The organism is Salegentibacter agarivorans (assembly GCF_900113135.1).
Lineage (GTDB): Bacteria > Bacteroidota > Bacteroidia > Flavobacteriales > Flavobacteriaceae > Salegentibacter > Salegentibacter agarivorans.
Map to the genome: position 1 here is coordinate 19,387 of NZ_FOOH01000015.1, position 21,293 is coordinate 40,679.

The following is a 21,293-nucleotide window of genomic DNA, read 5'->3' on the forward strand; positions in this document are numbered from 1 at the left end:
TTTCTTCAAATTAGCACAAAATGTAATTTTTACATGGCTTTATTAAAATCCTTATCGGCTAGAAAAAACGATCTTTCAAAACCCGAGAACCAACTTGCCTTTTTAAGCAACGGAATTTTTAAAGAAGGAGAACTTCCTTTTTTTAAAGATAAAATTGCCAAAACCGGTAATTACCCGTTAAAACCTGAAAAACTAGAAATCCTTCAGCTTAATTTAGGTTATATGTGCAACCAGGTTTGTTCGCATTGTCACGTAGACGCCGGTCCCGATCGCAAGGAAATTATGACCAAAGAAACCATGCAGCAATGCCTGGAGGTTATTAAAACCACTAAAGCCCATACCTTAGATCTCACTGGCGGCGCACCGGAAATGAACCCGAATTTTAGATGGTTTGTAGAAGAAGCTTCTAAAGCAGGGATCAAAGATTTTATTGTTCGGTCTAACCTTACTATAATTCTGGCAAACAAAAAATACCACGACTTACCAGAATTCTTCAAAAAATATAATGTTCACGTAGTTTCCTCGCTTCCATTTTATAAAAAGGAAAAAACAGATAAACAGCGCGGAACTGGTGTTTTTGATAAATCTATCAAAGCTCTACAAATGCTTAACGCTGTGGGCTACGCACAGCCAGAAACAGAACTAAAATTGGATCTCGTATATAATCCATCAGGGGCCTTTCTACCTACCAATCAACAAGCACTGGAACAGGATTTTAAAACCGCACTTAAAGAAGATTTCAATATAGATTTTGATAACCTTTTTGCTATTACTAATCTTCCTATAAGCAGGTTTCTGGAATTTTTGATCGCTTCAGAGAATTATGAAGATTATATGTATGCGCTTGTAGAGGCTTACAATCCCGCCGCGGTAGAGAGTGTGATGTGCACCAATACCATTTCGGTAAGTTGGGATGGCTGGTTATACGACTGTGATTTTAATCAAATGTTAGAACTAAAAGTAGACAGCAAAGTGCAGCACATTAGCGATTACAACGAAGATTTGCTCAATAACCGGGAAATAAGAATTTCACAACATTGTTACGGCTGTACTGCAGGTGCTGGAAGTAGCTGCCAGGGAACAGTTGCATAATTTTCACTTCTTAAATTTTAAACTTTGAGCCTTAAACCTACCGAAGCTTTATTAATTATCTTTACCAGGAATCCAGAACCGGGAAAAGTAAAAACCAGGCTTGCCAAAGATGTTGGCGATATAATTGCTTTTAAAATTTATAATTTTTTGCTGGAACACACTGTTTCAGTTACTAGAAATCTTGCAGTTGGCAAAGAAGTATATTATTCTGAAGGAATTGCCCAAAACGATATTTGGGACCCTGAGATTTATGCTAAAAAACTTCAGCAGGGAGAAGGCCTTGGAGAAAGAATGAAGAACGCCTTTGAAGAAGGCTTTAAAAATGGCTACCAAAATATTATAATTATTGGCAGCGATCTTTACGATTTACAGCGGGAAGATCTGGAAAAAGCTTTTCAATTACTTCAGGAAAAAGATGCGGTAATTGGCCCGGCTACAGATGGCGGTTATTATTTATTGGGAATGAATCAATTGTTTCCAGAAGTATTTGAGGATAAAAAATGGGGAACCTCATCGGTTTTGGAGGATACTTTAAAGGATTTAAAAGGAAAAAATATCGGTTTGCTTGACGCCAGGAACGATGTAGATTATTATTCAGATATTAAAGATCATAAAGATTTTCAGCAATTTTTCAAAAATTAAAAAATGATTAAAGAAATACAGGAAACTACTAAATACCTGAAGGAAAAAGGATTTGAAAACCCTGAAATTGGAATAATCCTGGGCACCGGTTTAGGTCAGCTCTTAGACGAGATAAAAATAGAAATTGAGGTTAGTTACAATCATATTCCGCATTTTCCAACCGCAACGGTAGAATTCCATAAAGGGAAATTAATTTTTGGAGAACTGGAAGGAAAAAAAGTGATGGTCATGCAGGGGCGTTTCCATATGTATGAAGGCTACACGATGCAAGATGTTACTTTTCCTGTGCGCATTATGCACCAGCTTGGTATTAAAAAACTACTTGTTTCTAATGCTTCCGGATCGGTAAATTTGAAGTTCAAAAAAGGTGAACTTATGCTAATTGACGATCATATTAATTTGCTGGGAGATTCTCCTTTAGCCTTTAAAGGAGTTTCACAAATGGGCGAACGTTTTGTGGATATGAGTGCGCCTTACGATGCTGAAATGAATAAAGCATTTGAAATTATCGCTAAAAATGAAAGAATTACACTGCACAAAGGAGTCTACGCAGCACTTTTAGGTCCGCAATTAGAAACCCGTGCCGAATATAGAATGTTGCAGGTCTTGGGAGCAGATGCTGTGGGAATGAGTACCGTACCCGAAATTATTGTGGCCAATCATCTAAAACTACCGGTTTCGGCTATTTCTGTAATTACAGATGAAGGCGACCCAGATAACCTAGAACCGGTAAATATTAATGAAATTATTGCAATGGCCGAAAAAGCAGAACCAAATATGATTAAGCTTTTTAAGGAAGTAATAAAATCTGTTTAAGAACAGTTGCTTTGAACAAATTCAAAAGAAAAAATAAGAAATAATAACTTAATTTCGAAGAAGGCCCTGGAGCTTTTAAATCTCGATTATCGAGCACGTATGGAACATATTGTTATTATAGGAAATGGGATTGCAGGAATTACCTGTGCGCGGCATATCAGGAAAAATTCCGATGCGAAAATTACCGTAATTTCTGCGGAAAGCGATTATTTCTTTTCCCGTACCGCATTGATGTATGTGTATATGGGGCATATGAAATGGAATCACCTAAAACCTTATGAAGACTGGTTTTGGGAGAAAAATAGAATTGAACTAAAAAAAGCCTGGGTTGAGACCATATATTTTGAAGAAAAAACATTGCATTTTTCTTCGGATGAAACAATGAAATACGATAAGCTGGTTTTGGCAACGGGTTCAGTTTATAATAAATTTGGTTGGGAAGGACAGGATTTAGAGGGTGTGCAGGGCTTGGTTTCTAAACAGGATCTGGAGCTGCTGGAGAAAAACACCAAAAACTGTAAAAAAGCGGTAATAATTGGCGGCGGACTTATTGGCGTGGAACTCGCCGAGATGCTCAAAACCCGAAATATTGAAGTCACTTTCCTGATTCGGGAAGAAGCTTTTTGGCATAATGTATTACCAATCCAGGATGCTAAAATGATCTCGGAACATATTAAATCTCACGGTGTAGACCTTAGAGAGAAAACAGAACTGGATAAGATTGTTGCTAATGAAAATGGAAGAGTTAAATCTATAATAACAAATTCCGGAGAAGAAATTGAATGCCAATTAGTGGGACTTTGCACCGGCGTTAAACCCAATATAGATTTTCTTAAACATTCAGCTTTAGAAACCGATAAAGGAATTTTGGTAGATGAATTTCTACAAACCAATATCAAAGATGTTTACGCTATTGGCGATTGTTCACAATTAAAGCAGCCTTTATCTCATCGCAAACCCATTGAAGCAGTTTGGTATGCCGGCCGTATGATGGGTGAAACCCTGGCACAAACCTTAACATTAACAGGCAATGAAATACCCTACAAACCCGGAAACTGGTTTAATTCGGCTAAATTCTTTGATATTGAATATCAAACTTACGGCAATGTTTCAGCAAAACCGGGCGATAACGAAATGCATTTTCACTGGCAGCATAAAGATAATACCAAAGCTATTACGATCGCCTTTGATGCAAATTCCAATAAATTCCTTGGAATAAACACCTTCGGAATTAGGATGCGTCATTCAGTTTTCGATCAATGGTTGAGCGAAAATCGAAAAATAGATCACGTTTTGGCTAATCTAAAACAAGCTAATTTCGATCCCGAATTTTATACTCATTACGAGAAAGACATTTTTAAAAGTTTTAAAGAGAATCTACAGAAAGCATGAGCAAAATAGAACATAACATGTCTCTCACGGCAGAAGCACCGGCAAAACTTTCTACTACGCAAAGACTAGCCAGTGGCATAGGTTTAGTTGGCCTTTTTATCTTAGTGCTTGCAGTTGCGAACGTGAATTTTCCCAATAAAACTTTATTCTTAACTTTATCTTTAGGGCTTATCGCAGCCGGTACCATAATTTTTGCCAACGATCTCTATTTAGGAAAACACGAAGGCATAAAAAACGACGGAGTTTGGTTTAAATCGCTTAGCGGTCGCGGTTTTTGGGCCTGGATCCTTGGCATTTGCCTTACCCTTTTTTATGTGGTTTTGTATTGGTATCCACAATATTTAGGATTAAATGCTGACGGAGCCAATACCGGTATCATCTCACTTTTTGATCCATTAAGTCAATTCATTAGCGGAAATCCTGCCAGTCAATGGTTTGTTTACGGTACGCTTTACACGCTGGCAATCCTTATTTTCGGCTATAAATTTATTCTCAAATATCGCAATAATCGCTACGAGGTAATTCGCACTTTTTCGGTGATGTTCTTTCAGTTGGGTTTCGCGTTTATACTTCCCGAAATTTTAATTCGCCTAAACCAACCTTACTATAATCCTGCCAATATATGGCCGCTTAACTACGATTTGTTTACCGATTATAAGATCAACGAATTCCTTTCGGCAGGCAATATTGGAGTTATTATGCTAGCTTTTGGTTTGATTTCCATTTTTGTAATCACTCCAATTTTAACTTATAAATACGGTAAACGTTGGTATTGCAGCTGGGTTTGTGGCTGTGGCGGCCTCGCGGAGACCGCCGGCGATCCTTACCGCCAGCTTTCGAATAAATCACAATATGCGTGGAAAATTGAACGCTGGGTAATTCATAGCGTTTTGGTTTTTGTTACCGTAATGACCATCGCGGTTTTATACTCATTTTTAGGCGACAGTGCCAATGATTTCTGGCTTACCAAAGATGTTTTTCTTTGGGGTGCGGCCGGATTTCTCACCTTCCTTTTTGCCGTAATTATGATTTTTAAGCGTAAAGAATTGGCGAAAGATGCTAAATATGGTGCGATTGGTTATTTAGTAGTGATTTTATCAATTATCAGTATCAATTATTTCAGCGGAAATGGGAATATCTTTTTCTTCGGCGGTTATCAACTTAGGGAATGGTACGGTTTCTTAATTGGCGCCGCATTTTCAGGAGTTATTGGCGTAGGTTTTTATCCAATTTTTGGAAGCCGAGTTTGGTGCCGTTACGGTTGCCCAATGGCGGCGATTTTAGGAATGCAGCAACGTCTTTTTTCAAGGTTTAGAATTACTACCAATGGCGGACAGTGCATTTCCTGCGGAAATTGCTCTACCTATTGCGAAATGGGAATTGATGTTCGCGCTTATGCTCAAAAAGGAGAAAATATCGTGCGCTCCAGTTGTGTTGGCTGCGGAATTTGCTCGGCAGTTTGCCCAAGAGGCGTTTTAAAACTTGAAAATGACGATATGGGCGGACGCATAAATTCTGAAGAAGTGCTGTTGGGAAATGATGTAGATCTAATGGATTTAGTAAACCAGAAATCGAAGTAAATGCCGCAAAAAAATCAGGAATCAGAGAGTAAAACCCCGACCAATGATTCAGAAAAATATTCTGCTAATGATAAAAAATTTCATGATATAAAAACCTCTGTAGGGATTAAGGTTATTATTCCGGCTTATAACGAAGAAGAGTCCATAGCTAAAGTCATTGCAGAAATTCCTGAAATTGTTCAGGAAATAATTGTAGTAAGCAACAATTCTACTGATGCTACCGAAGAAAATGCTAAAAACGCCGGTGCCACGGTACTACAGGAGAAGCAAAAAGGTTACGGCTATGCCTGTTTAAAGGGAATGGATTATATTTCAAAACAAGAAAACCAACCCGATATTATTGTTTTCCTCGATGGCGATTACAGCGATTTCCCGGGCGAATTAACTAAAATTGTGGCCCCAATTATTAAGGAAAATAAAGACGTTGTTATTGGCTCCAGGGTAAGAAGATGGCGGGAAAAAGGTTCAATGACCTTTCCGCAGATATTTGGAAACTGGCTGGCCACTTCGCTAATGAAATTATTTTTCAATGCCCACTTTACCGATCTGGGTCCTTTTAGAGCCATCAAATACAATAAGTTGCTTCAACTTGAAATGCAGGACAAAACTTACGGCTGGACGGTAGAAATGCAATTAAAAGCCTTAAAAAAAGGATTTTCTTACACTGAAGTTCCCGTACATTACAAAAACAGGATTGGCACTTCTAAAGTTTCGGGAACTTTGAAAGGTTCTATCTTTGCAGGAGTAAAAATCCTGGGTTGGATCTTTAAATATAGTTTTAAGTAATGGATTTAGCCATTATCATTATATACACGCTTGCCCTGCTGCTTATTTTCTTCTATAGTATCTCGCAGTTGCATTTGTTATTGAATTACCTGAAAGCCAAAAAACAGATAGATGCTTCGGAAAAATTTGATTTAAAAAATCCTGCGGAAACACCTTTCGTCACTATCCAGCTCCCACTCTACAACGAACTTTATGTAGTGGAACGTTTGCTGAAAAATATTGCGAAAATTGATTATCCTCGTGAAAAATTAGAGATCCAGGTTTTAGACGATTCCACCGATGAATCAGTTGAGAAAATTAAAACCCTGGTAGAGCAACTTCAAACAACCGGACTCGACATCCAACATATTACCCGAAAAGACCGAAGCGGATTTAAAGCCGGTGCTTTAAAAGAAGGTTTAAAAATCGCAAAAGGAGAATTTATCGCGATTTTTGATTCCGATTTTATGCCTAAAAAAGATTGGTTGCTACAAACAGTGCCATATTTCAAAGATCCTGAAATTGGGGTGGTGCAAACTCGGTGGGGACATATTAATCGGGACTATTCCTTGCTCACAAAAATTCAGGCTTTTGCTTTAGATTTTCATTTTATCCTGGAACAAACCGGAAGGAATTTTGGACGGCATTTTATCAACTTTAACGGGACAGCAGGAATATGGAGGAAGGAATGCATTTTAGACGCGGGAAATTGGAGCGGAGACACCTTAACCGAAGACCTTGACTTAAGTTACCGCGCACAGCTTAAGAACTGGAAATTTAAGTACCTGGAAGATGTGGAAACTCCAGCCGAATTGCCAGTGGCGATAAGCGCGGCGCGTTCGCAACAATTTCGCTGGAATAAAGGTGCTGCAGAGAATTTTAAAAAAAACTTCAAGAAGTTACTTAAAGACAAATCGGTACCTTTTGGCACTAAGTTTCACGCATTCTTCCATCTTCTAAATTCCAGTATGTTTTTAATCATCCTGGTGTTGGCGGTTTTAAGTATTCCGGTATTATTTATTAAAAACAACAATCCGCAGTTTGGCTGGTATTTTAATTTGGTGGCTTTCTTTTTAGTAAGTACCGTGATTTTCTTTCTTTGTTATTACGCGGCTTATGTGAAGATTCACGGAAAAAGCTTTAAAAGCTTTTTGAAGTTTATAGGCATGTTTTTTACTTTCTTTTCGGTAGCGATGGGATTTTCGGTTCATAATTCCCTGGCGGTTTTGGAAGGTCATCTGGGGAAAAAATCGGCTTTTATTAGAACTCCAAAATTCAATGTAAGTTCCCTAAACGATTCCTGGAAAAAGAATATTTATATTCAGCAGAAATTTTCCTTAAGCATTGGGGTTGAATTTGCTTTATGGCTGTATTTTGGTTTCGGACTCTATAGCGCTTTTATGCTGAACGATTTTAGCCTCGCCATTTTCCACTTGATGCTGTTTATAGGCTTTGGGTTTGTTGTTTTTAGATCGGTTAGGGTTTAAATTCAGGCTTGTTACCGTCGTCACCCTGAATTTATTTCAGGGTCTAAGAAGTGGATCAGTTCATGTTAGATCCTGAAACGAATTCAGGATGACGAAGTATATATATGGATACAAATAGACCTCACAGGTTTTAAAAACCTGTGAGGTTTCAATCAAAAATTGTGTTAGATTTCCTTAAAAATCATAAGTTTTCCTTTCTCCTAATCTTAACAGGAATTGCTTTTTATTGGTCTTTCGCTTACGATCTAAACCGCACTGATTTCACAAAACTGATCAGTCTTTATACCGGTTTATTTTTTATCAGTTTTAAGCTTCTTCAATTAGAAAAAAACAATTTCTGGTTGTTAGCTGGAATTGCAGTTTTATTCCGACTCGTTTTTATTGTGGCCACGCCAAACCTTTCGCAAGATTTTTACCGTTTTATCTGGGATGGAAAATTGATTCTGGACGGAATAAATCCTTATTTATCGGTGCCGAATGATTTAAAAGAGATTTCAACTTCTCTCGAATTCACACAGCAAAAACTAATACAGGGAATGGGAAGTTTAAGTGCGGGAAACTACACCAGTTATCCGCCGGTAAATCAACTGCTGTTTGCAATTTCAGCATTTTTAGGAGGAAAGAGTATTTTGGGTTCTGTGATCACGATGCGATTTTTTCTCATTTTAGCCGATCTGGGCACGCTATATTTCGGCCGAAAATTACTGCTGAAATTAAAACTACCCACTCACAAGGTCTTCTGGTTTATTTTGAATCCTTTTATAATCATAGAACTCACCGGAAATCTTCATTTTGAAGGCGCAATGCTGTTCTTCTTAACCTGGTCTATTTATTTATTACATCAGAAAAAATGGATTTGGAGTGCGGTACTACTTGGAATATCAGTTTCGGTAAAATTGTTGCCACTATTGTTCTTACCGCTTTTATGGAATTATTTCTTAAAGAAAAGAAACTTTAAAAACCTACCCGACAATGCACTGATTAGAAACAAAATAAGACAAGTTAGGGAGCTAAATTCTCAGCAGTTATTGATATATTATCTAATTGCGGGAACCACTATTTTAATTAGTTTTCTACCTTTTCTTTCTTCGAAATTTATCTCCAATTTTTCAGCAAGTATTGCGCTATGGTTTCAGAAATTCGAGTTTAATGCGGGTATTTATTATATAATTAGATGGATTGGATTTCAGCTAAAAGGCTACAATATTATTGGCACAGCCGGGAAAATCCTACCTCTAATTGTAATTTTAATTCTAGCAGGACTGGCCTTTTTCAGAAGAAATAATTCAACCCAAAAGCTAATTGGCACTATGCTGCTGGGAGTCTCGGTTTACTTTTTTCTTTCAACAACCGTACATCCCTGGTATATTGCCACCCCACTTTTGCTTTCGGTTTTTACCAAATTCAGGTTTGCACTGGTATGGTCGTTTTTGGTAATGCTAAGTTATTCGGCTTATACCATTAACGGATTCCAGGAAAATTACTGGTTAATTGCGGTTGAATATATTCTTGTTATAGGAATCTTCCTAATAGAAATTTTTAAACCGAAATTACTCACCAGACTTCCGTATTATAAATAAATTCCTAATATAAACAATTCCCCCAAAAAAGTGGGCGGCAATTAAAACCGGGTCATCCCGAAAAATGCCGTAAGTAAAAATAAGAATTGATCCCACGAGGCTTATAATCCAGAATTTAAGCGGTAAATCTGACTCCTGGTTTCTTTCGGCATGAATCCATTGATAAATAAAACGCGCAGTATAAATAAGTTGCCCCACAATTCCAAGAGCAATAAGCCATATAGAAATATTGTCGCCTTTAATAAGATCTTCCCAGTCTAACTGCCCAAATAAGCCGATATATAATGCGATTAGAATTGGCAAAACAATGACATAAACCTTGAACATTATGCCAGATTCTCCTCATTTACCCTGTAACTGAAGGTTTCTAAAATAACCGCCATACACCAGGAATTGTCCTAGCATAATAGCCATATCGTCTCGAAGATACCCGTAGATAAAAAGTAAAACAGCACCCTGCAGGCTCAGCTTCCAAAATAGCGTTGGTGTTTCAATTTTTTTGTTTTTCTCTGATTTTATCCACTGCATTATTAATCTTGCAGAAAATAAAAGCTGGGCTAAAAAACCAATGGCATATACTATCCAACTACTACTCATATCTTCATCTCAACTTAACTAAAAAATGGCACAAAAAAAGCTGTTCAATAATACATTAAATGCATTTCTGAACAGCTTTAAAGTCTAATAATAATTTGTTAATTACATATCTAACAAATAAGCAAAGATTAAGGGCGCAACAATGGTTGCATCACTTTCTATAATATGTTTTGGAGTGTTTATATCTAGTTTTCCCCAGGTAATTTTCTCGTTAGGAACCGCTCCCGAATAAGAACCGTAACTGGTAGTTGAATCTGAAATCTGGCAGAAATAGCTCCAAAAAGGAGTATCGGTTCTTTCCATATCCTGGTACAACATTGGCACCACGCAAATTGGGAAATCGCCCGCAATACCACCACCAATTTGGAAGAAACCAATTCCCTCTTTAGAATTGTTGGTGTACCAATCGGCAAGAAAAGTCATATACTCAATTCCCGACTTCATGGTGCTGGCTTTTAATTCACCTTTTAGCACATAGGAAGCAAAAATATTACCAAGCGTACTATCTTCCCAACCGGGAACAACCATTGGTAAATTCTTTTCGGCTGCGGCATACATCCATGAATCTTTAAGATCTATTTCGTAATGCTCTTCCAAAACCCCCGAAAGTAATAACTTATACAGAAATTCATGCGGAAAATAACGTTCGCCACTAGCCTCAGCATCTTTCCAAATCTTTACAATATGCTTCTGAATTCTTCTAAAAGCTTCTTCTTCCGGAATACAGGTATCGGTTACCCGGTTAAGCCCTTTTTCAAGTAAATCCCATTCATCCTGAGCGGTTAAATCACGATAATGTGGTACTCTTTTATAATGAGAATGAGCCACCAAATTCATTACATCTTCTTCAAGGTTTGCACCGGTACAGGAAACAATATGCACCTTATCTTTCCGAATCATTTCGGCAAAAATCTTACCTAATTCAGCAGTACTCATAGCTCCTGCAAGGGAAACCAACATTTTTGAGCCGCCTTCAAGTTGCTTTTCGTAATCTTTTGCAGCATCTACAAGTGCTGCGGAATTAAAATGTAAATAATATTTTTCTATAAATTGGGAAATCGCTCCTTTACTCATCTTCGTCTTCTTCGTTATAATTTTGGTATTTGAATTTGTAGCTCAGCATTTTGTAATACAACTTGGCCGCAAGAAAATCTGATGATTTTTCATTCTCATTTGGGCAAAGTTCTACAATGTCAAAACCTACAACATTTTTCTTTTTAAACATCATTTTTAGGAATTCCAGCGTCTCGTACCAGAAAAGGCCTCCTGGCTCCGGCGTGCCGGTAGAGGGTAAAATAGAAGGATCAAATGCATCTAAATCTATAGTGATAAATACATTTGGCGTCATTTGTCCAATAGCATCATCCTGCCAGTCTTCATAAAGATCGTGAGCAAAATACACCTGGTTTTCATCCATATGTTCTACTTCAGAAACATCCATAGAACGAATTCCAACCTGCAATAAATTTGTCTTTTTACTAGCCTCGTGCAATGCGCAGGCGTGATTACAAGTAGAACCTTCATATTCTGGTCTAAGATCGGCATGAGCATCTAATTGCACCACGGTAAGATCTTCAAAACTTTCATTAAAAGCTCTAATAGTCCCAATAGACACTGAATGTTCTCCTCCAAAAATAGTAACAAACTTCTCCTGCTTTATGTAGTTTTTTACCGTTTTATATACGGTATCTACCATTTTCTCGGGTGAAGAATCTTCGGTTACTGCAGGTGCCAGATAAATTCCTTTTTTATAGACTTCAGATTTTGTTTCAATATCATAAAGTTCCATATTCTCTGAAGCTTCTAAAAATGCGTCAGGGCCCTTATCTGCTCCTTTTTGCCAGCTACTGGTTCCATCGTACGGCACCGGTATTAATACCACTTTCGCGTCGTCTATTCGCGAGTATTTATCTGGTATTCCGGCGTAATTCTTTTTACTCATTGTAATGCTAAATTGGTTGTTGTTGGTTATATAAATTTATAAAAAATTAATTGCTTCCATTATAACCCAGAATTTTAAGCATATCCTCGGCATTTTGTTCAGGGCTAAATAAACTGGTTTTTATATTTCCATCTTGGTCTTTATCGATAAGAAGATGTTTTGGCTGCGGAATTAAACAGTGGTGCAAACCACCGTGACCTCCAATAGTTTCCTGGTAAGCCCCGGTATTAAAAAAGCCGATATAAAGTGGTTTTTCCTTTTTATACTTAGGAAGATAAATGGCGTTTACGTTCTGCTCTGAATTATAATAATCGTCACTGTCGCAAGTTAATCCTCCAAGTAAAACACGTTCATATTCATCATTCCAACGGTTTACCGGCAACATCACAAACTTTTTGCTTATGGCCCAGGTATCTGGTAGAGTAGTGATAAATGAAGAATTGATCATATTCCATTTCTCACGATCGTTTTGTTGTTTTTGATACAAAATCTCGTAAATAGCACCACCGCTTTCTCCTACGGTAAAACTTCCAAATTCGGTAAAAATATTAGGGACATCAACTTCAGCTTCCTCGCAATATAATTTGATTTGATTAATAATCTCGTCTACCATATAGGCGTAATCGTACTCAAAGTGAAGTGAATTTTTTACCGGGAACCCTCCACCAATATTTAGGCTGTCCAGCTCTGGACAAACTTTTTTCAGGTTTACATAAACGCGTAAACATTTCTGTAATTCGTTCCAATAATAGGCTGTATCACGAATACCCGTATTAATAAAGAAATGGAGCATTTTTAGAGAAACCTGGTCGTTTTCCTTTATTTGCTTATTATAAAAAGGTACAATATTCTTATAACCTATTCCCAACCTGGAAGTATAGAACTCAAATTTTGGCTCTTCTTCTGAAGCAATCCTGATTCCGATAGGAAATTTACCGTTAATCTTTTCAGCCAAAAGGTCTATTTCTTCGTAATTATCGATAATTGGAATACAGTTCTTATGACCATCATTTAACAGTCTGGAAATATTTTCTACGTATTGATCGCGCTTAAACCCATTACACAGCACGTAAGTATCATTGGTAATTTTACCAGATTTTTTAAGCTGCTCCACAATATTAATATCAAAAGCCGAAGAGGTTTCAATATGAATATCGTTTTTTAAAGCTTCGTTTAATACGTGCTGAAAATGTGAACTCTTGGTACAATAACAATAATTATAACTTCCTTTATAATCGTGTTTTGCCATAGCATCTGCAAACCACTTTTTGGCCCGACCAATATTTTCTGAAATTTTGGGCAAATAAGTGAATTTTAATGGAGCACCATATTCCTTTACAAGCTCCATTAAATCTATGTTATGGAATTTTAATTCGGTGCCTTCCAAAGTGAATTCTTCCTGTGGAAAATAATAAGTCTGGTCTATTAAATCGCTGTATTTCGTATTCAATTGATTGGTTTATATATTAAAGGTAAAAATTTAGACATTAATTTTTCGCATCAAAAGAAACGACTGGTAAATTAATGTTAAGAAAGTGAGTTGAATTAATTGATTTGAAGCCTGAAAGGGTTTCAGAAAAAATAAAATTAAAGAGCGGAGAGCGCTCACATTTGTTTAGGTTATAAAATCCTGTCAATTAATTGTATGCATTAAAGTTTTTAAATAAAAAACCGGAAAAGGAAAATCCTAATCCGGTTCAAAAATATTAAAAAACTTAATACGGAATCACTTTTTTTAAAGCATTCCTAAATTTATAACTTCCTGATCTGTAAGCCTTCTAAATCGGCCTCTTGGTAGGTCTTTTTTTGTTAGTCCGCCAAAAACTACACGATCCAGTTTTTCTACTTCATAACCCTGACTTTTAAAAAGTCGTTGAATAATATGGTTTTTTGTACTGTTGGTTTCTATCCCAACTTCGTTCTTTGGTCTCTCAGCAATATAACTAATATCCTGAATGTTTACTTTCCCGTCTTCCAGGATCACACCGTTCCTAATTTTCTCTAAGTGTTCTACAGAAAGTGGTTTGGTTAGATTTACCTGGTAAATTTGTCTAATTCCATTTCTTGGCTTACCAAGTCTTTTAGCTAGAGTACCATCGTTAGTAAAAACCAATAATCCCATGGCCTGGGTATCTAATTTCCCTACAGGATCAAGCTTTGCTTTGGTAGCTTTAGCCATAATATCCATTACGGTTTTCCCTCCTTTTTCGGTACTGCCGGTAACATACACTCCTTTTGGCTTATTAAGCACAAAATATTCAGGCTTATCTGGATTCACGCTTCTTCCATCAAACTTCACCTCATCGGTTGGGGCTACCTTAAAGCCCATTTCGGTCACCACTTTTCCATTAACGGTTACATTTCCGGCAGAAATAAAGATATCGGCATCACGGCGGGAACAAATTCCGGCGTTTGCAATATATTTATTTAAACGAATTCCATCGGTTTTGGAAGGGGTTTTAGGAGCGGACTGCTGCTTTTTTATAGGCGCATTGCCGCGGGCCATAGACTTTTTAGAGTTTCCACCACCCTGTCTTCCGCTAACTTTTCCACCTTTAGATTTATCGTTTCTACTCATATCGCTAATTTTTTGCAAAGGTACTCTATTGATTTATAGTGGCATTCTATTTCGCCTAAAGATTTTACACCATATTTTGATTAAAAACCAGCAGATTAATAATCTACCCGATCGCCCTTAGCCTCCCATTTTTGAAAAATCGGAAGTCCTTCTTCTCGCATTAAATTTTCAAAAGGAATTTTACGATCGTCCATTTTCAGTGCAATTTCATCGTAAATAAACTGGTCGTCAAAACCTATTTTAGCTGCATCTTCCCTGGTTAGCGCGTAATAAACTTTTTTAGGGCGCGCCCAGTAGATTGCTCCCAAACACATGGGGCAAGGCTCGCAGGAAGTATATAAAATACAATTTTCTAATTGAAAATCCTGCAATTTTTCACAGGCTTTTCTAATCGCAACGACTTCTGCATGTGCTGTAGGATCGTTACTGGCTGTAACTTTATTGTTAGCTTCAGCTATAATTTCGCCATCTTTTACAATTACGGCTCCAAAAGGACCGCCCTGGCCTTTATCCATTCCTTCTTCGGCTAATTGAATAGCTCTTTTCAGAAAATAGCTATGATCTTTTTTCATATAAATTTTTGAATAAAATGATTAGAATACTCTGTTGAGCACTTCTTGAATATCTATAAGCAGAATGCTGAAAACACCTACTACAATTATTAATTTAAGAATATTATGGAGCAATAAATATTGCCATTTTGCCTTGCTGAAATAAAGAAACAACAGGAAAAACACGAGTAACAGCAGCGATACATAGAAATAGTAATTCATATAGCCAGTATCATACCGCGTGATTAAAAGCAAAATGGGAACAATAGCCAAAACACATAAGACTGAAAGAAATAGCTTACTAAGTCGTTCACCATAAACTACCGGGATGGTCTGGTAATTTTGAATTAAATCGCCTTTCATATTTTCCAAATCTTTCACTAATTCACGCATCACAATCATTAAATAAAGGAAAGTCGCGTGGATAAAAATTACAGTTTCAAAATTCTTATAGTACACAAACACCACAAAAAATGGTGTAATGGTTAAAATGGAAGCAACAAGATTCCCCAGGAACAATATTCGCTTTAAACGATGGGAATACAACCAAATCGCAAAAATGTAGATTGAAAAGAAAACTACCGCTCTAAACGAAACATAACTCGCGAAGAAAATAGCAAGCAAATTAAGTATGAAATAGCCTGAAAGTTTTGTACGCTGACTTACAAACCGGTCTAACATTGTTTTTTTAGGCCTGTTAATAAGGTCTTTTTCGCTATCGTAGAAATTATTGATAATATATCCGGAAGCGATTACCGTTGCTGAAGAAAGGATGAGAAAAAATAAATTATCGTCAAAAAGAATTTCACGTAAAGGCAGCTCTGGCGCTAAAATAAATGCCGAAGTAAGATATTGTGCTACGATGAGCACAAGGATATTATAACCACGAACCACCGAAAACAAACTAAGCATTTTCAGCAATAAGCGCTTATTAGAAGAGGACGCCATGAAGGGTGAAATTTAGAAGTTATAAACCACTTCTAATTTGTAATCTTTAAGAGCTTTTCTGGCTTTTTCAATATCTTCAGTAAAACCTAAAATATAGCCACCACCACCAGAACCACAAAGTTTCAGGTAGTAATCGTTGGTATCAATTCCGTGTTTCCATAGTTTATGAAATTGGGCAGGAATCATTGGTTTAAAATTGTCCAGCACAACGTGAGAAAGCCTTTTTACGTTACTGAATAAGGATTTCACGTCCCCTTTAAGAAAATCGTCTACACAGGCATCGGTATGTTTTACAAATTGCTCTTTAAGCATTTGACGGAAACCTTCCTGTTTCATATTTTCCATAAAAATCCCAACCATAGGGCCGGTTTCACCAGTGCTCCCGCTGTCTAATAAAAATACCGCACCCTGGCCATTTTCCGTTTGAGATGGAATACCGGCGGGCTCAATATTATCTTTAGAATTTATAAGAATTGGTATACTTAAATAACTATTAAGCGGATCTAAACCTGAAGATTTTCCGTGGAAAAAAGATTCCATTTCTCCGAAAACTTTTTTCAGTTTTAATAATTTCTCCCGGGTAAGATTTTCTAAAACAGTAATTTTCCCGGTTGCGTATTTATCGTAAATAGCAGCAACTAAAGCACCACTACTTCCCACACCATACCCTTGCGGAATAGTAGAATCAAAATACATGCCTTTTTCAATATCTGCATTTAAAGCAGTTATATCAAATTGCACAAGCTCTGGATTGTTTTTCTGAAGTTCGTTAAGATAATCGGCAAAACGGCGTAAACTTTTATTAGAAGCAATAGCTGCTTCAGAAGGATCTTCATCTACTTTTAAAGCTCCATTATAAAAATTATAAGGAATGGATAAACCTTTGGAATCTTTGATAATTCCATATTCTCCGAAAAGAAGAATTTTTGAATAAAATAAAGGTCCTTTCATATTCTAATGTTTTAATTCAATGGAAGCTTTGATTTTAGCCTTCACTTAAACTTGCAATTTCTTTACAATAATTATTCATTATTGTGGTAACCAGATAGTGTTGCTGCTTTTTTTCAAAAAACACATACCAGGTTGTACGCTTATTAGGTTTATAAAAAATATCATAAGTACCTAAGAAACGTAAGTTCTCCGGAGTGATTTTATGCGGAAAACTGTCTATTTTCGTTGTAACAAAATCAACAATTTTATCAACATAATTTTGTGCATTTTCTTTAAAAGAAAAATAGTCTTGCCTAAAAAGAGGATGCAAATAATTATCAAAATACTCTAAGGTGGATCTGGTAAAAATTACTTTTTCCACGGATATTCATTAATCCTTTTACGCATTTCTGCTTTAAATTCTTCGCCAGTCAAACCGTTCTCCCATTCCTTATCGAAATCGAATTCCTCATTCCTGTCCTTAATAGCCTTAATCTCATTAAGAACATTTTCATCTTCCAGGTCTTTCAACCAATCCAGCAGTTCGAATCTTTTAAAATCTACTTGCATAGCGAATGCTTTTAGCTAAAAATACGAATAATTATTAAACCCTGTTTTTTAGCTTATTGTATAGAAACAACTTTTTCTGCTCCCTTTCCTACAACATCGCAAATATACTGCCCTTTTTCACAATAGGCAACAAGCTCATTCTTAATGAATTCTAAAACTTTTGTTTTATTTGCCTCGGGATAAAGCACATGTACGTTAGCACCTGCGTCCAATGTGAAACAAATAGGCGTTTCGGTAGCTTCCCTAAACTCCCAGATTTTATTGATAATCTGTAATGTATTAGGCTTCATCAAAATAAAATAAGGATTGCTACTCATCATCATCGCGTGAAGTGTAAGCGCCTCACTTTCTACAATAGAAATAAACTTTTCTAAATTTCCGGAAGCAAAAACCTCTTTCAATTTGTCTAAATTTGAATGCGCCTGGGCAAAACGATTTTCAGCAAATGGATGGCCGTGCATTAAATTATGACCAACACTGCTGCTCACCTGTTTTTGGCCTTTGTCTACCAACAAAATAGTATCCTGGAAACTTTTAAAAACTTCATTAACTTCAAACGGATATTTTATTCCGAAGAGATCACTGCTTCCCGGGATATCTTTATGTTCTCCCCACTCAATTAATTCTCCTTCCAAACTACGGCAGGCGCTTCCTGAACCCAATCTTGCTAAGAATGAGGCTTTTTTATAAAAATATTCTTCATTATTAGTTTGTATAGCTTCTAATTCCTTTTCCAAACTCATTACGCAAAGCGCGAGAGCACTCATCCCACTGGCCGAAGATGCAATTCCGCTACTATGTGGAAAAGAATTTTCGGTATAAATCTTAAAGCTATATTCTTTTAAAAACGGGCAGTAAGTTTCAATTCTTTCAAAAAATTGTTGAATTTTCGGTTTAAAATCTTCCTTCTTTTTTCCTTCAAAATAAAGTTCAAAATCAAAAGATTCAGATTTTCCTGATTTCTTCTGAAATTCCAGTTTGGTAGTGGTTTTGCAATTATTCAAGGTAAAACTCACCGATGGATTTGCCGGAATCTGGTTTTCCTTTTTTCCCCAATATTTTACCAATGCGATATTGCTGGGAGATTGCCAGGTTACTTCTCCTTTCTCTATATTATTCGAAATTTGCTTGGAAATAAAATCCTTTTCAGGCATAATCAATATTTTAAAACTATGAATATTGGAGCTTAATAAACCAAATATCCCAAATTAAGAAGCAAAGATATGTTTTATGTTTTGGGAATTTTCTTTCCCGGTTCAAATAAATTTATATTTTAGTAGTTGAAAACTCACAAGCTTAGCGTCTGAAATAGTGATTTTTACACAATCTATTTCAGGAAACAAATGCTTGAGCGGTTTTAATTTTACTTTGAAAATCAACCAGGAATGACCAAAAAACTCTTTTTTCGAAGTTCGGTGGCCATTGGCATTTGTTTGCTGTTCGGTTTTATGGGCGTGATTGCTACCCAAACGGGATTTGAAGGTTGGTATCCAGAGTTGAACAAGCCCTGGTTTAATTTGCCAGATTCTATATTCAGGCCTATTTTATTTTTAATGTATGTTTTAATGGGAATTGCCGCTGGGATAGTTTGGAGTAAAGGTTTTTATCATAAATGGGTAAAAACGGCTTTATATCATTTTGGATTTCAGTTGTTGTTAAGCGGCGCCTGGTTCCTTCTATTTTTTGGCCTCCAACAGCCACTTTTAGCACTTTTAAATATTATTGCTTTATTTATTCTACTTCTTTTCACCATAAAATGGTTTAAAGTAGTAAATAATACTGCAGCTTATTTGCTTCTTCCCTATGCTGTTTGGGTGCTTTTTGCGATAGCACTTAATTTTGAAATTTGGCGACTCAACTAATCTTTACTTATTGCTTGCGCGGCAAGAAAGCCACCCGTCCAGGCATTCTGAAAGTTAAATCCTCCGGTTATGGCGTCTATATTTAAAATTTCTCCTGCAAAAAATAGATTTCTATAAAGTTTGCTTTCAAAAGTTTTAAAATTGACTTCTTTAAGATCTACGCCACCGGCCGTAACAAATTCTTCTTTAAACGTGCTTTTTCCATTTACTTTAAAAGAGGCCTCGGTAAGTTGTGCGCTTAAATTTTGCAGCTGATTTTTATTTAAATCTGCCCAGGTGGTACCATCTGTAATTCCTGCTGCAACTATTAAATTTCTCCAAAATCTTTTGGGTAAATCGAATTGCGCATTTTTTAAAACCTGCTGTTTGGCGAGTTTGTTTTTTAATTCTTTTAGTTGATCTAAAATTTCTTCGGCAGGATAACCCGGAAGCCAATTTACCTTAATTTCAAACTGATAATTTAGCTTTTCTAAATCCCTTGCTCCCCAGGCCGAAAGCTTTAAAATCCCCGGCCCGCTCATTCCCCAATGGGTAATTAAAAGCGGCCCTTTACTTTCTAAATTTACTTTTTTAGAATTTATTTTTACTACCGCTTCAGTCGCAATTCCCGGTAGGTCTTTAATTCGCTCGTCTTTAATATTAAAAGTAAAAAGGGAAGGTACCGGCTCAATAATTTTATGACCGATTTTTTTCAACAAATTCCACATTTTGGGATTGCTTCCTGTAGCCAGCATAACTTTTCCTGCTGAAAAATCTCCTTTACTGGTCTTTATCTCCCAAAAATCATTTTTTTGCTGAAATGTTTGAACTGCATGACTTTTTAATACCTGAATTTTTAATCTATCGGTTTCTCGTAAAAAGCAGTCTATAATACTCTGGGAATCGTCTGAAACAGGAAAAATTCTTCCGTCGTCTTCAATCTTTAATGCTATGTCTCTTTCTTCAAACCATTGCATAGTATCGCCGGTCATAAAGCTGTGAAAGGGCCCCAATAATTCTTTTTCGCCACGAGGATAATTAGTGCTAAGTTCCTTTGGAAGAAATTCAGCGTGGGTAACATTACATCTCCCCCCACCTGAAACTTTTACCTTGGTAAGCACATCTTTGCCACGTTCTAAAATGGCAATTTTTAAGTTGGGGTTTATCTCTGCTGCATTTATTGCGGTGAAAAATCCGGCTGCCCCGCCGCCAATTATAATGATATCAAAATGCTGCATTTTCAGGTTTAAAAGTTTAAAAATTCGGGTTTTTCAGCTTTCTGGCTTCTCTTAAAATAGTCTATCGGGAAAATCTGAAATAATCCCGTCAACACCAAATTCTTGCATTCGCGCAATATGTTCGGGTTCGTTAACCGTCCAGACATTTACTTTAAATCCGGCTTCGTGAGAAGCTTTTACATTATCTCTTGTAATAATTCCTAGGGAAGGGTGAATTGCTGAAGCATTGAGTAGTTTTCCCAATTCTATTGCCTCAGTCACACTTGCTTTACTCAAAATTCCTAAGGGAACATTTTCATCGAGTTTTCGCATTTGAAATAACTCGTTTTTCTGAAAACTGGAGACGATAAAATCTTCATATTTCCAGTTTCTTTCAGCAATATATTTCTTTAAAATTTTTGAGGTAGCTGTTGCGGTATTTAATCCTTTCAATTCAATATTTATGGCGCATTTTCCCTCAATAAGATCTAAAACTTCAGTAAGCAATGGAATTCTAAATTTATTTTCAATTTTAAGGGCTTGCAATTCTGCTAAAGATTTTTTTGCGATTTCTCCACTCCCATTGGTAGTTCGGTCTAAAGTAAAATCGTGAATTATCACTAATTCGCCGGTTTTACATCTATGTGCATCAATCTCTATGGCATCAACTCCAAAATCAAGGGCTTTTTGAATACTCTCCAGCGTATTTTCGGCTAAATGACCTTTGGCGCCCCGATGTCCAATCTTTAATAAATTCATTCGACA

General features: G+C 36.6%; 23 protein-coding genes. 9 read left to right on the plus strand and 14 right to left on the minus strand.

Going from position 1 to position 21,293, the window contains the following annotated elements:
- Positions 1-33 precede the first annotated feature (33 nt).
- The 8 genes from arsS (at position 34) to BM084_RS11910 (ending at position 9,354) form a co-directional block, all read left to right on the plus strand.
- Complete coding sequence (gene arsS / locus BM084_RS11875) at positions 34-1,092, plus strand: arsenosugar biosynthesis radical SAM (seleno)protein ArsS (protein WP_093304983.1); 1,059 nt, start codon at positions 34-36, stop codon at positions 1,090-1,092.
- Positions 1,093-1,116: 24 nt separating this feature from the next.
- Complete coding sequence (locus BM084_RS11880) at positions 1,117-1,734, plus strand: TIGR04282 family arsenosugar biosynthesis glycosyltransferase (protein ID WP_093304987.1); 618 nt, start codon at positions 1,117-1,119, stop codon at positions 1,732-1,734.
- 3 nt (positions 1,735-1,737) lie between these two features.
- Entirely contained in the window at positions 1,738-2,550 is an 813-nt protein-coding gene (locus tag BM084_RS11885) for a purine-nucleoside phosphorylase (protein WP_093304989.1), read from the plus strand.
- 99 nt (positions 2,551-2,649) lie between these two features.
- Positions 2,650-3,942: an NAD(P)/FAD-dependent oxidoreductase gene (locus BM084_RS11890; RefSeq protein ID WP_093304991.1), complete on the plus strand. Its 1,293-nt coding sequence runs from the start codon at positions 2,650-2,652 to the stop codon at positions 3,940-3,942.
- Entirely contained in the window at positions 3,939-5,522 is a 1,584-nt protein-coding gene (locus BM084_RS11895) for a 4Fe-4S binding protein (protein ID WP_093304993.1), read from the plus strand. The genes BM084_RS11890 and BM084_RS11895 overlap by 4 nt, the downstream gene beginning before the upstream one ends.
- Positions 5,523-6,308, plus strand: a complete 786-nt coding sequence (locus tag BM084_RS11900; protein WP_093304995.1) for a glycosyltransferase family 2 protein — start codon at positions 5,523-5,525, stop codon at positions 6,306-6,308.
- Positions 6,308-7,774 carry a cellulose synthase family protein gene (locus BM084_RS11905; RefSeq protein ID WP_093304997.1) on the plus strand — a complete coding sequence of 489 codons (1,467 nt, stop codon included), beginning with the start codon at positions 6,308-6,310 and terminating at the stop codon, positions 7,772-7,774. Before BM084_RS11900 ends, BM084_RS11905 begins: the two co-directional genes overlap by 1 nt.
- Before the next feature lie 341 nt (positions 7,775-8,115).
- A complete protein-coding gene (locus BM084_RS11910; RefSeq protein ID WP_317040667.1) occupies positions 8,116-9,354 on the plus strand; it encodes an MptA/MptB family glycosyltransferase in 1,239 nt (412 codons plus the stop codon).
- Here the strand turns inward: BM084_RS11910 and BM084_RS19620 are convergent.
- The 12 genes from BM084_RS19620 to mvaD form a co-directional block, all read right to left on the minus strand.
- Positions 9,325-9,681 (minus strand): lipid-A-disaccharide synthase N-terminal domain-containing protein, encoded by a 357-nt coding sequence (locus BM084_RS19620; protein ID WP_317040668.1) that lies wholly within the window; start codon positions 9,679-9,681, stop codon positions 9,325-9,327. The two genes, BM084_RS11910 and BM084_RS19620, sit on opposite strands and share 30 nt — an antisense overlap.
- Before the next feature lie 15 nt (positions 9,682-9,696).
- Positions 9,697-9,951, minus strand: coding sequence for a lipid-A-disaccharide synthase N-terminal domain-containing protein (locus BM084_RS19625; RefSeq protein WP_317040669.1), 255 nt, complete (start codon positions 9,949-9,951; stop codon positions 9,697-9,699).
- Between the two features lie 102 nt (positions 9,952-10,053).
- The gene (locus BM084_RS11920) at positions 10,054-11,025 is read right to left on the minus strand and encodes a deoxyhypusine synthase family protein (RefSeq protein WP_075325711.1); all 972 of its coding nucleotides are present in this window, start codon (positions 11,023-11,025) and stop codon (positions 10,054-10,056) included.
- Entirely contained in the window at positions 11,018-11,893 is an 876-nt protein-coding gene (gene speB, locus BM084_RS11925) for an agmatinase (RefSeq protein WP_075325710.1), read from the minus strand. The genes BM084_RS11920 and speB overlap by 8 nt, the downstream gene beginning before the upstream one ends.
- A 46-nt stretch (positions 11,894-11,939) precedes the next feature.
- Complete coding sequence (locus tag BM084_RS11930) at positions 11,940-13,343, minus strand: arginine decarboxylase (protein ID WP_075325709.1); 1,404 nt, start codon at positions 13,341-13,343, stop codon at positions 11,940-11,942.
- 285 nt (positions 13,344-13,628) lie between these two features.
- Positions 13,629-14,471: a pseudouridine synthase gene (locus BM084_RS11935; protein ID WP_075325708.1), complete on the minus strand. Its 843-nt coding sequence runs from the start codon at positions 14,469-14,471 to the stop codon at positions 13,629-13,631.
- Between the two features lie 95 nt (positions 14,472-14,566).
- A complete protein-coding gene (locus tag BM084_RS11940) occupies positions 14,567-15,043 on the minus strand; it encodes a nucleoside deaminase (RefSeq protein ID WP_075325707.1) in 477 nt (158 codons plus the stop codon).
- A gap of 21 nt (positions 15,044-15,064) precedes the next feature.
- Positions 15,065-15,970, minus strand: coding sequence for a geranylgeranylglycerol-phosphate geranylgeranyltransferase (locus BM084_RS11945; RefSeq protein WP_075325706.1), 906 nt, complete (start codon positions 15,968-15,970; stop codon positions 15,065-15,067).
- A gap of 12 nt (positions 15,971-15,982) precedes the next feature.
- Entirely contained in the window at positions 15,983-16,921 is a 939-nt protein-coding gene (locus BM084_RS11950) for a mevalonate kinase family protein (protein WP_075325705.1), read from the minus strand.
- A gap of 34 nt (positions 16,922-16,955) precedes the next feature.
- Positions 16,956-17,282 (minus strand): hypothetical protein, encoded by a 327-nt coding sequence (locus BM084_RS11955; protein WP_093305001.1) that lies wholly within the window; start codon positions 17,280-17,282, stop codon positions 16,956-16,958.
- A complete protein-coding gene (locus tag BM084_RS11960) occupies positions 17,270-17,470 on the minus strand; it encodes a hypothetical protein (protein ID WP_075325703.1) in 201 nt (66 codons plus the stop codon). The genes BM084_RS11955 and BM084_RS11960 overlap by 13 nt, the downstream gene beginning before the upstream one ends.
- Before the next feature lie 53 nt (positions 17,471-17,523).
- Positions 17,524-18,624, minus strand: coding sequence for a diphosphomevalonate decarboxylase (gene mvaD / locus BM084_RS11965; RefSeq protein WP_075325702.1), 1,101 nt, complete (start codon positions 18,622-18,624; stop codon positions 17,524-17,526).
- A 231-nt stretch (positions 18,625-18,855) separates the two neighbouring features.
- Between mvaD and BM084_RS11970 the strand changes: the two genes are divergently transcribed.
- Entirely contained in the window at positions 18,856-19,332 is a 477-nt protein-coding gene (locus tag BM084_RS11970; RefSeq protein ID WP_093305003.1) for a TspO/MBR family protein, read from the plus strand.
- Here BM084_RS11970 and BM084_RS11975 read toward each other — a convergent pair.
- Positions 19,329-20,549, minus strand: coding sequence for a BaiN/RdsA family NAD(P)/FAD-dependent oxidoreductase (locus BM084_RS11975; protein WP_093305005.1), 1,221 nt, complete (start codon positions 20,547-20,549; stop codon positions 19,329-19,331). The two genes, BM084_RS11970 and BM084_RS11975, sit on opposite strands and share 4 nt — an antisense overlap.
- Positions 20,550-20,600: 51 nt before the next feature.
- Positions 20,601-21,287 (minus strand): glycerophosphodiester phosphodiesterase, encoded by a 687-nt coding sequence (locus tag BM084_RS11980; protein WP_075325699.1) that lies wholly within the window; start codon positions 21,285-21,287, stop codon positions 20,601-20,603.
- Positions 21,288-21,293 lie beyond the last annotated feature (6 nt).

Coding starts and splice junctions, on each gene's coding strand:
- BM084_RS11935 (WP_075325708.1), bottom strand. CDS start 14,471: ATGAGTAGAAACGATAAATCTAAAGGTGGAAAAGTTAGCGGAAGACAG.
- BM084_RS11890 (WP_093304991.1), top strand. CDS start 2,650: ATGGAACATATTGTTATTATAGGAAATGGGATTGCAGGAATTACCTGT.
- BM084_RS11960 (WP_075325703.1), bottom strand. CDS start 17,470: ATGCAAGTAGATTTTAAAAGATTCGAACTGCTGGATTGGTTGAAAGAC.
- BM084_RS11885 (WP_093304989.1), top strand. CDS start 1,738: ATGATTAAAGAAATACAGGAAACTACTAAATACCTGAAGGAAAAAGGA.
- BM084_RS11945 (WP_075325706.1), bottom strand. CDS start 15,970: ATGGCGTCCTCTTCTAATAAGCGCTTATTGCTGAAAATGCTTAGTTTG.
- BM084_RS11895 (WP_093304993.1), top strand. CDS start 3,939: ATGAGCAAAATAGAACATAACATGTCTCTCACGGCAGAAGCACCGGCA.
- BM084_RS11905 (WP_093304997.1), top strand. CDS start 6,308: ATGGATTTAGCCATTATCATTATATACACGCTTGCCCTGCTGCTTATT.
- BM084_RS11970 (WP_093305003.1), top strand. CDS start 18,856: ATGACCAAAAAACTCTTTTTTCGAAGTTCGGTGGCCATTGGCATTTGT.
- BM084_RS11950 (WP_075325705.1), bottom strand. CDS start 16,921: ATGAAAGGACCTTTATTTTATTCAAAAATTCTTCTTTTCGGAGAATAT.
- BM084_RS19620 (WP_317040668.1), bottom strand. CDS start 9,681: ATGTTCAAGGTTTATGTCATTGTTTTGCCAATTCTAATCGCATTATAT.
- BM084_RS11940 (WP_075325707.1), bottom strand. CDS start 15,043: ATGAAAAAAGATCATAGCTATTTTCTGAAAAGAGCTATTCAATTAGCC.
- BM084_RS11900 (WP_093304995.1), top strand. CDS start 5,523: ATGCCGCAAAAAAATCAGGAATCAGAGAGTAAAACCCCGACCAATGAT.
- BM084_RS19625 (WP_317040669.1), bottom strand. CDS start 9,951: ATGAGTAGTAGTTGGATAGTATATGCCATTGGTTTTTTAGCCCAGCTT.
- arsS (WP_093304983.1), top strand. CDS start 34: ATGGCTTTATTAAAATCCTTATCGGCTAGAAAAAACGATCTTTCAAAA.
- mvaD (WP_075325702.1), bottom strand. CDS start 18,624: ATGCCTGAAAAGGATTTTATTTCCAAGCAAATTTCGAATAATATAGAG.
- BM084_RS11920 (WP_075325711.1), bottom strand. CDS start 11,025: ATGAGTAAAGGAGCGATTTCCCAATTTATAGAAAAATATTATTTACAT.
- speB (WP_075325710.1), bottom strand. CDS start 11,893: ATGAGTAAAAAGAATTACGCCGGAATACCAGATAAATACTCGCGAATA.
- BM084_RS11975 (WP_093305005.1), bottom strand. CDS start 20,549: ATGCAGCATTTTGATATCATTATAATTGGCGGCGGGGCAGCCGGATTT.
- BM084_RS11980 (WP_075325699.1), bottom strand. CDS start 21,287: ATGAATTTATTAAAGATTGGACATCGGGGCGCCAAAGGTCATTTAGCC.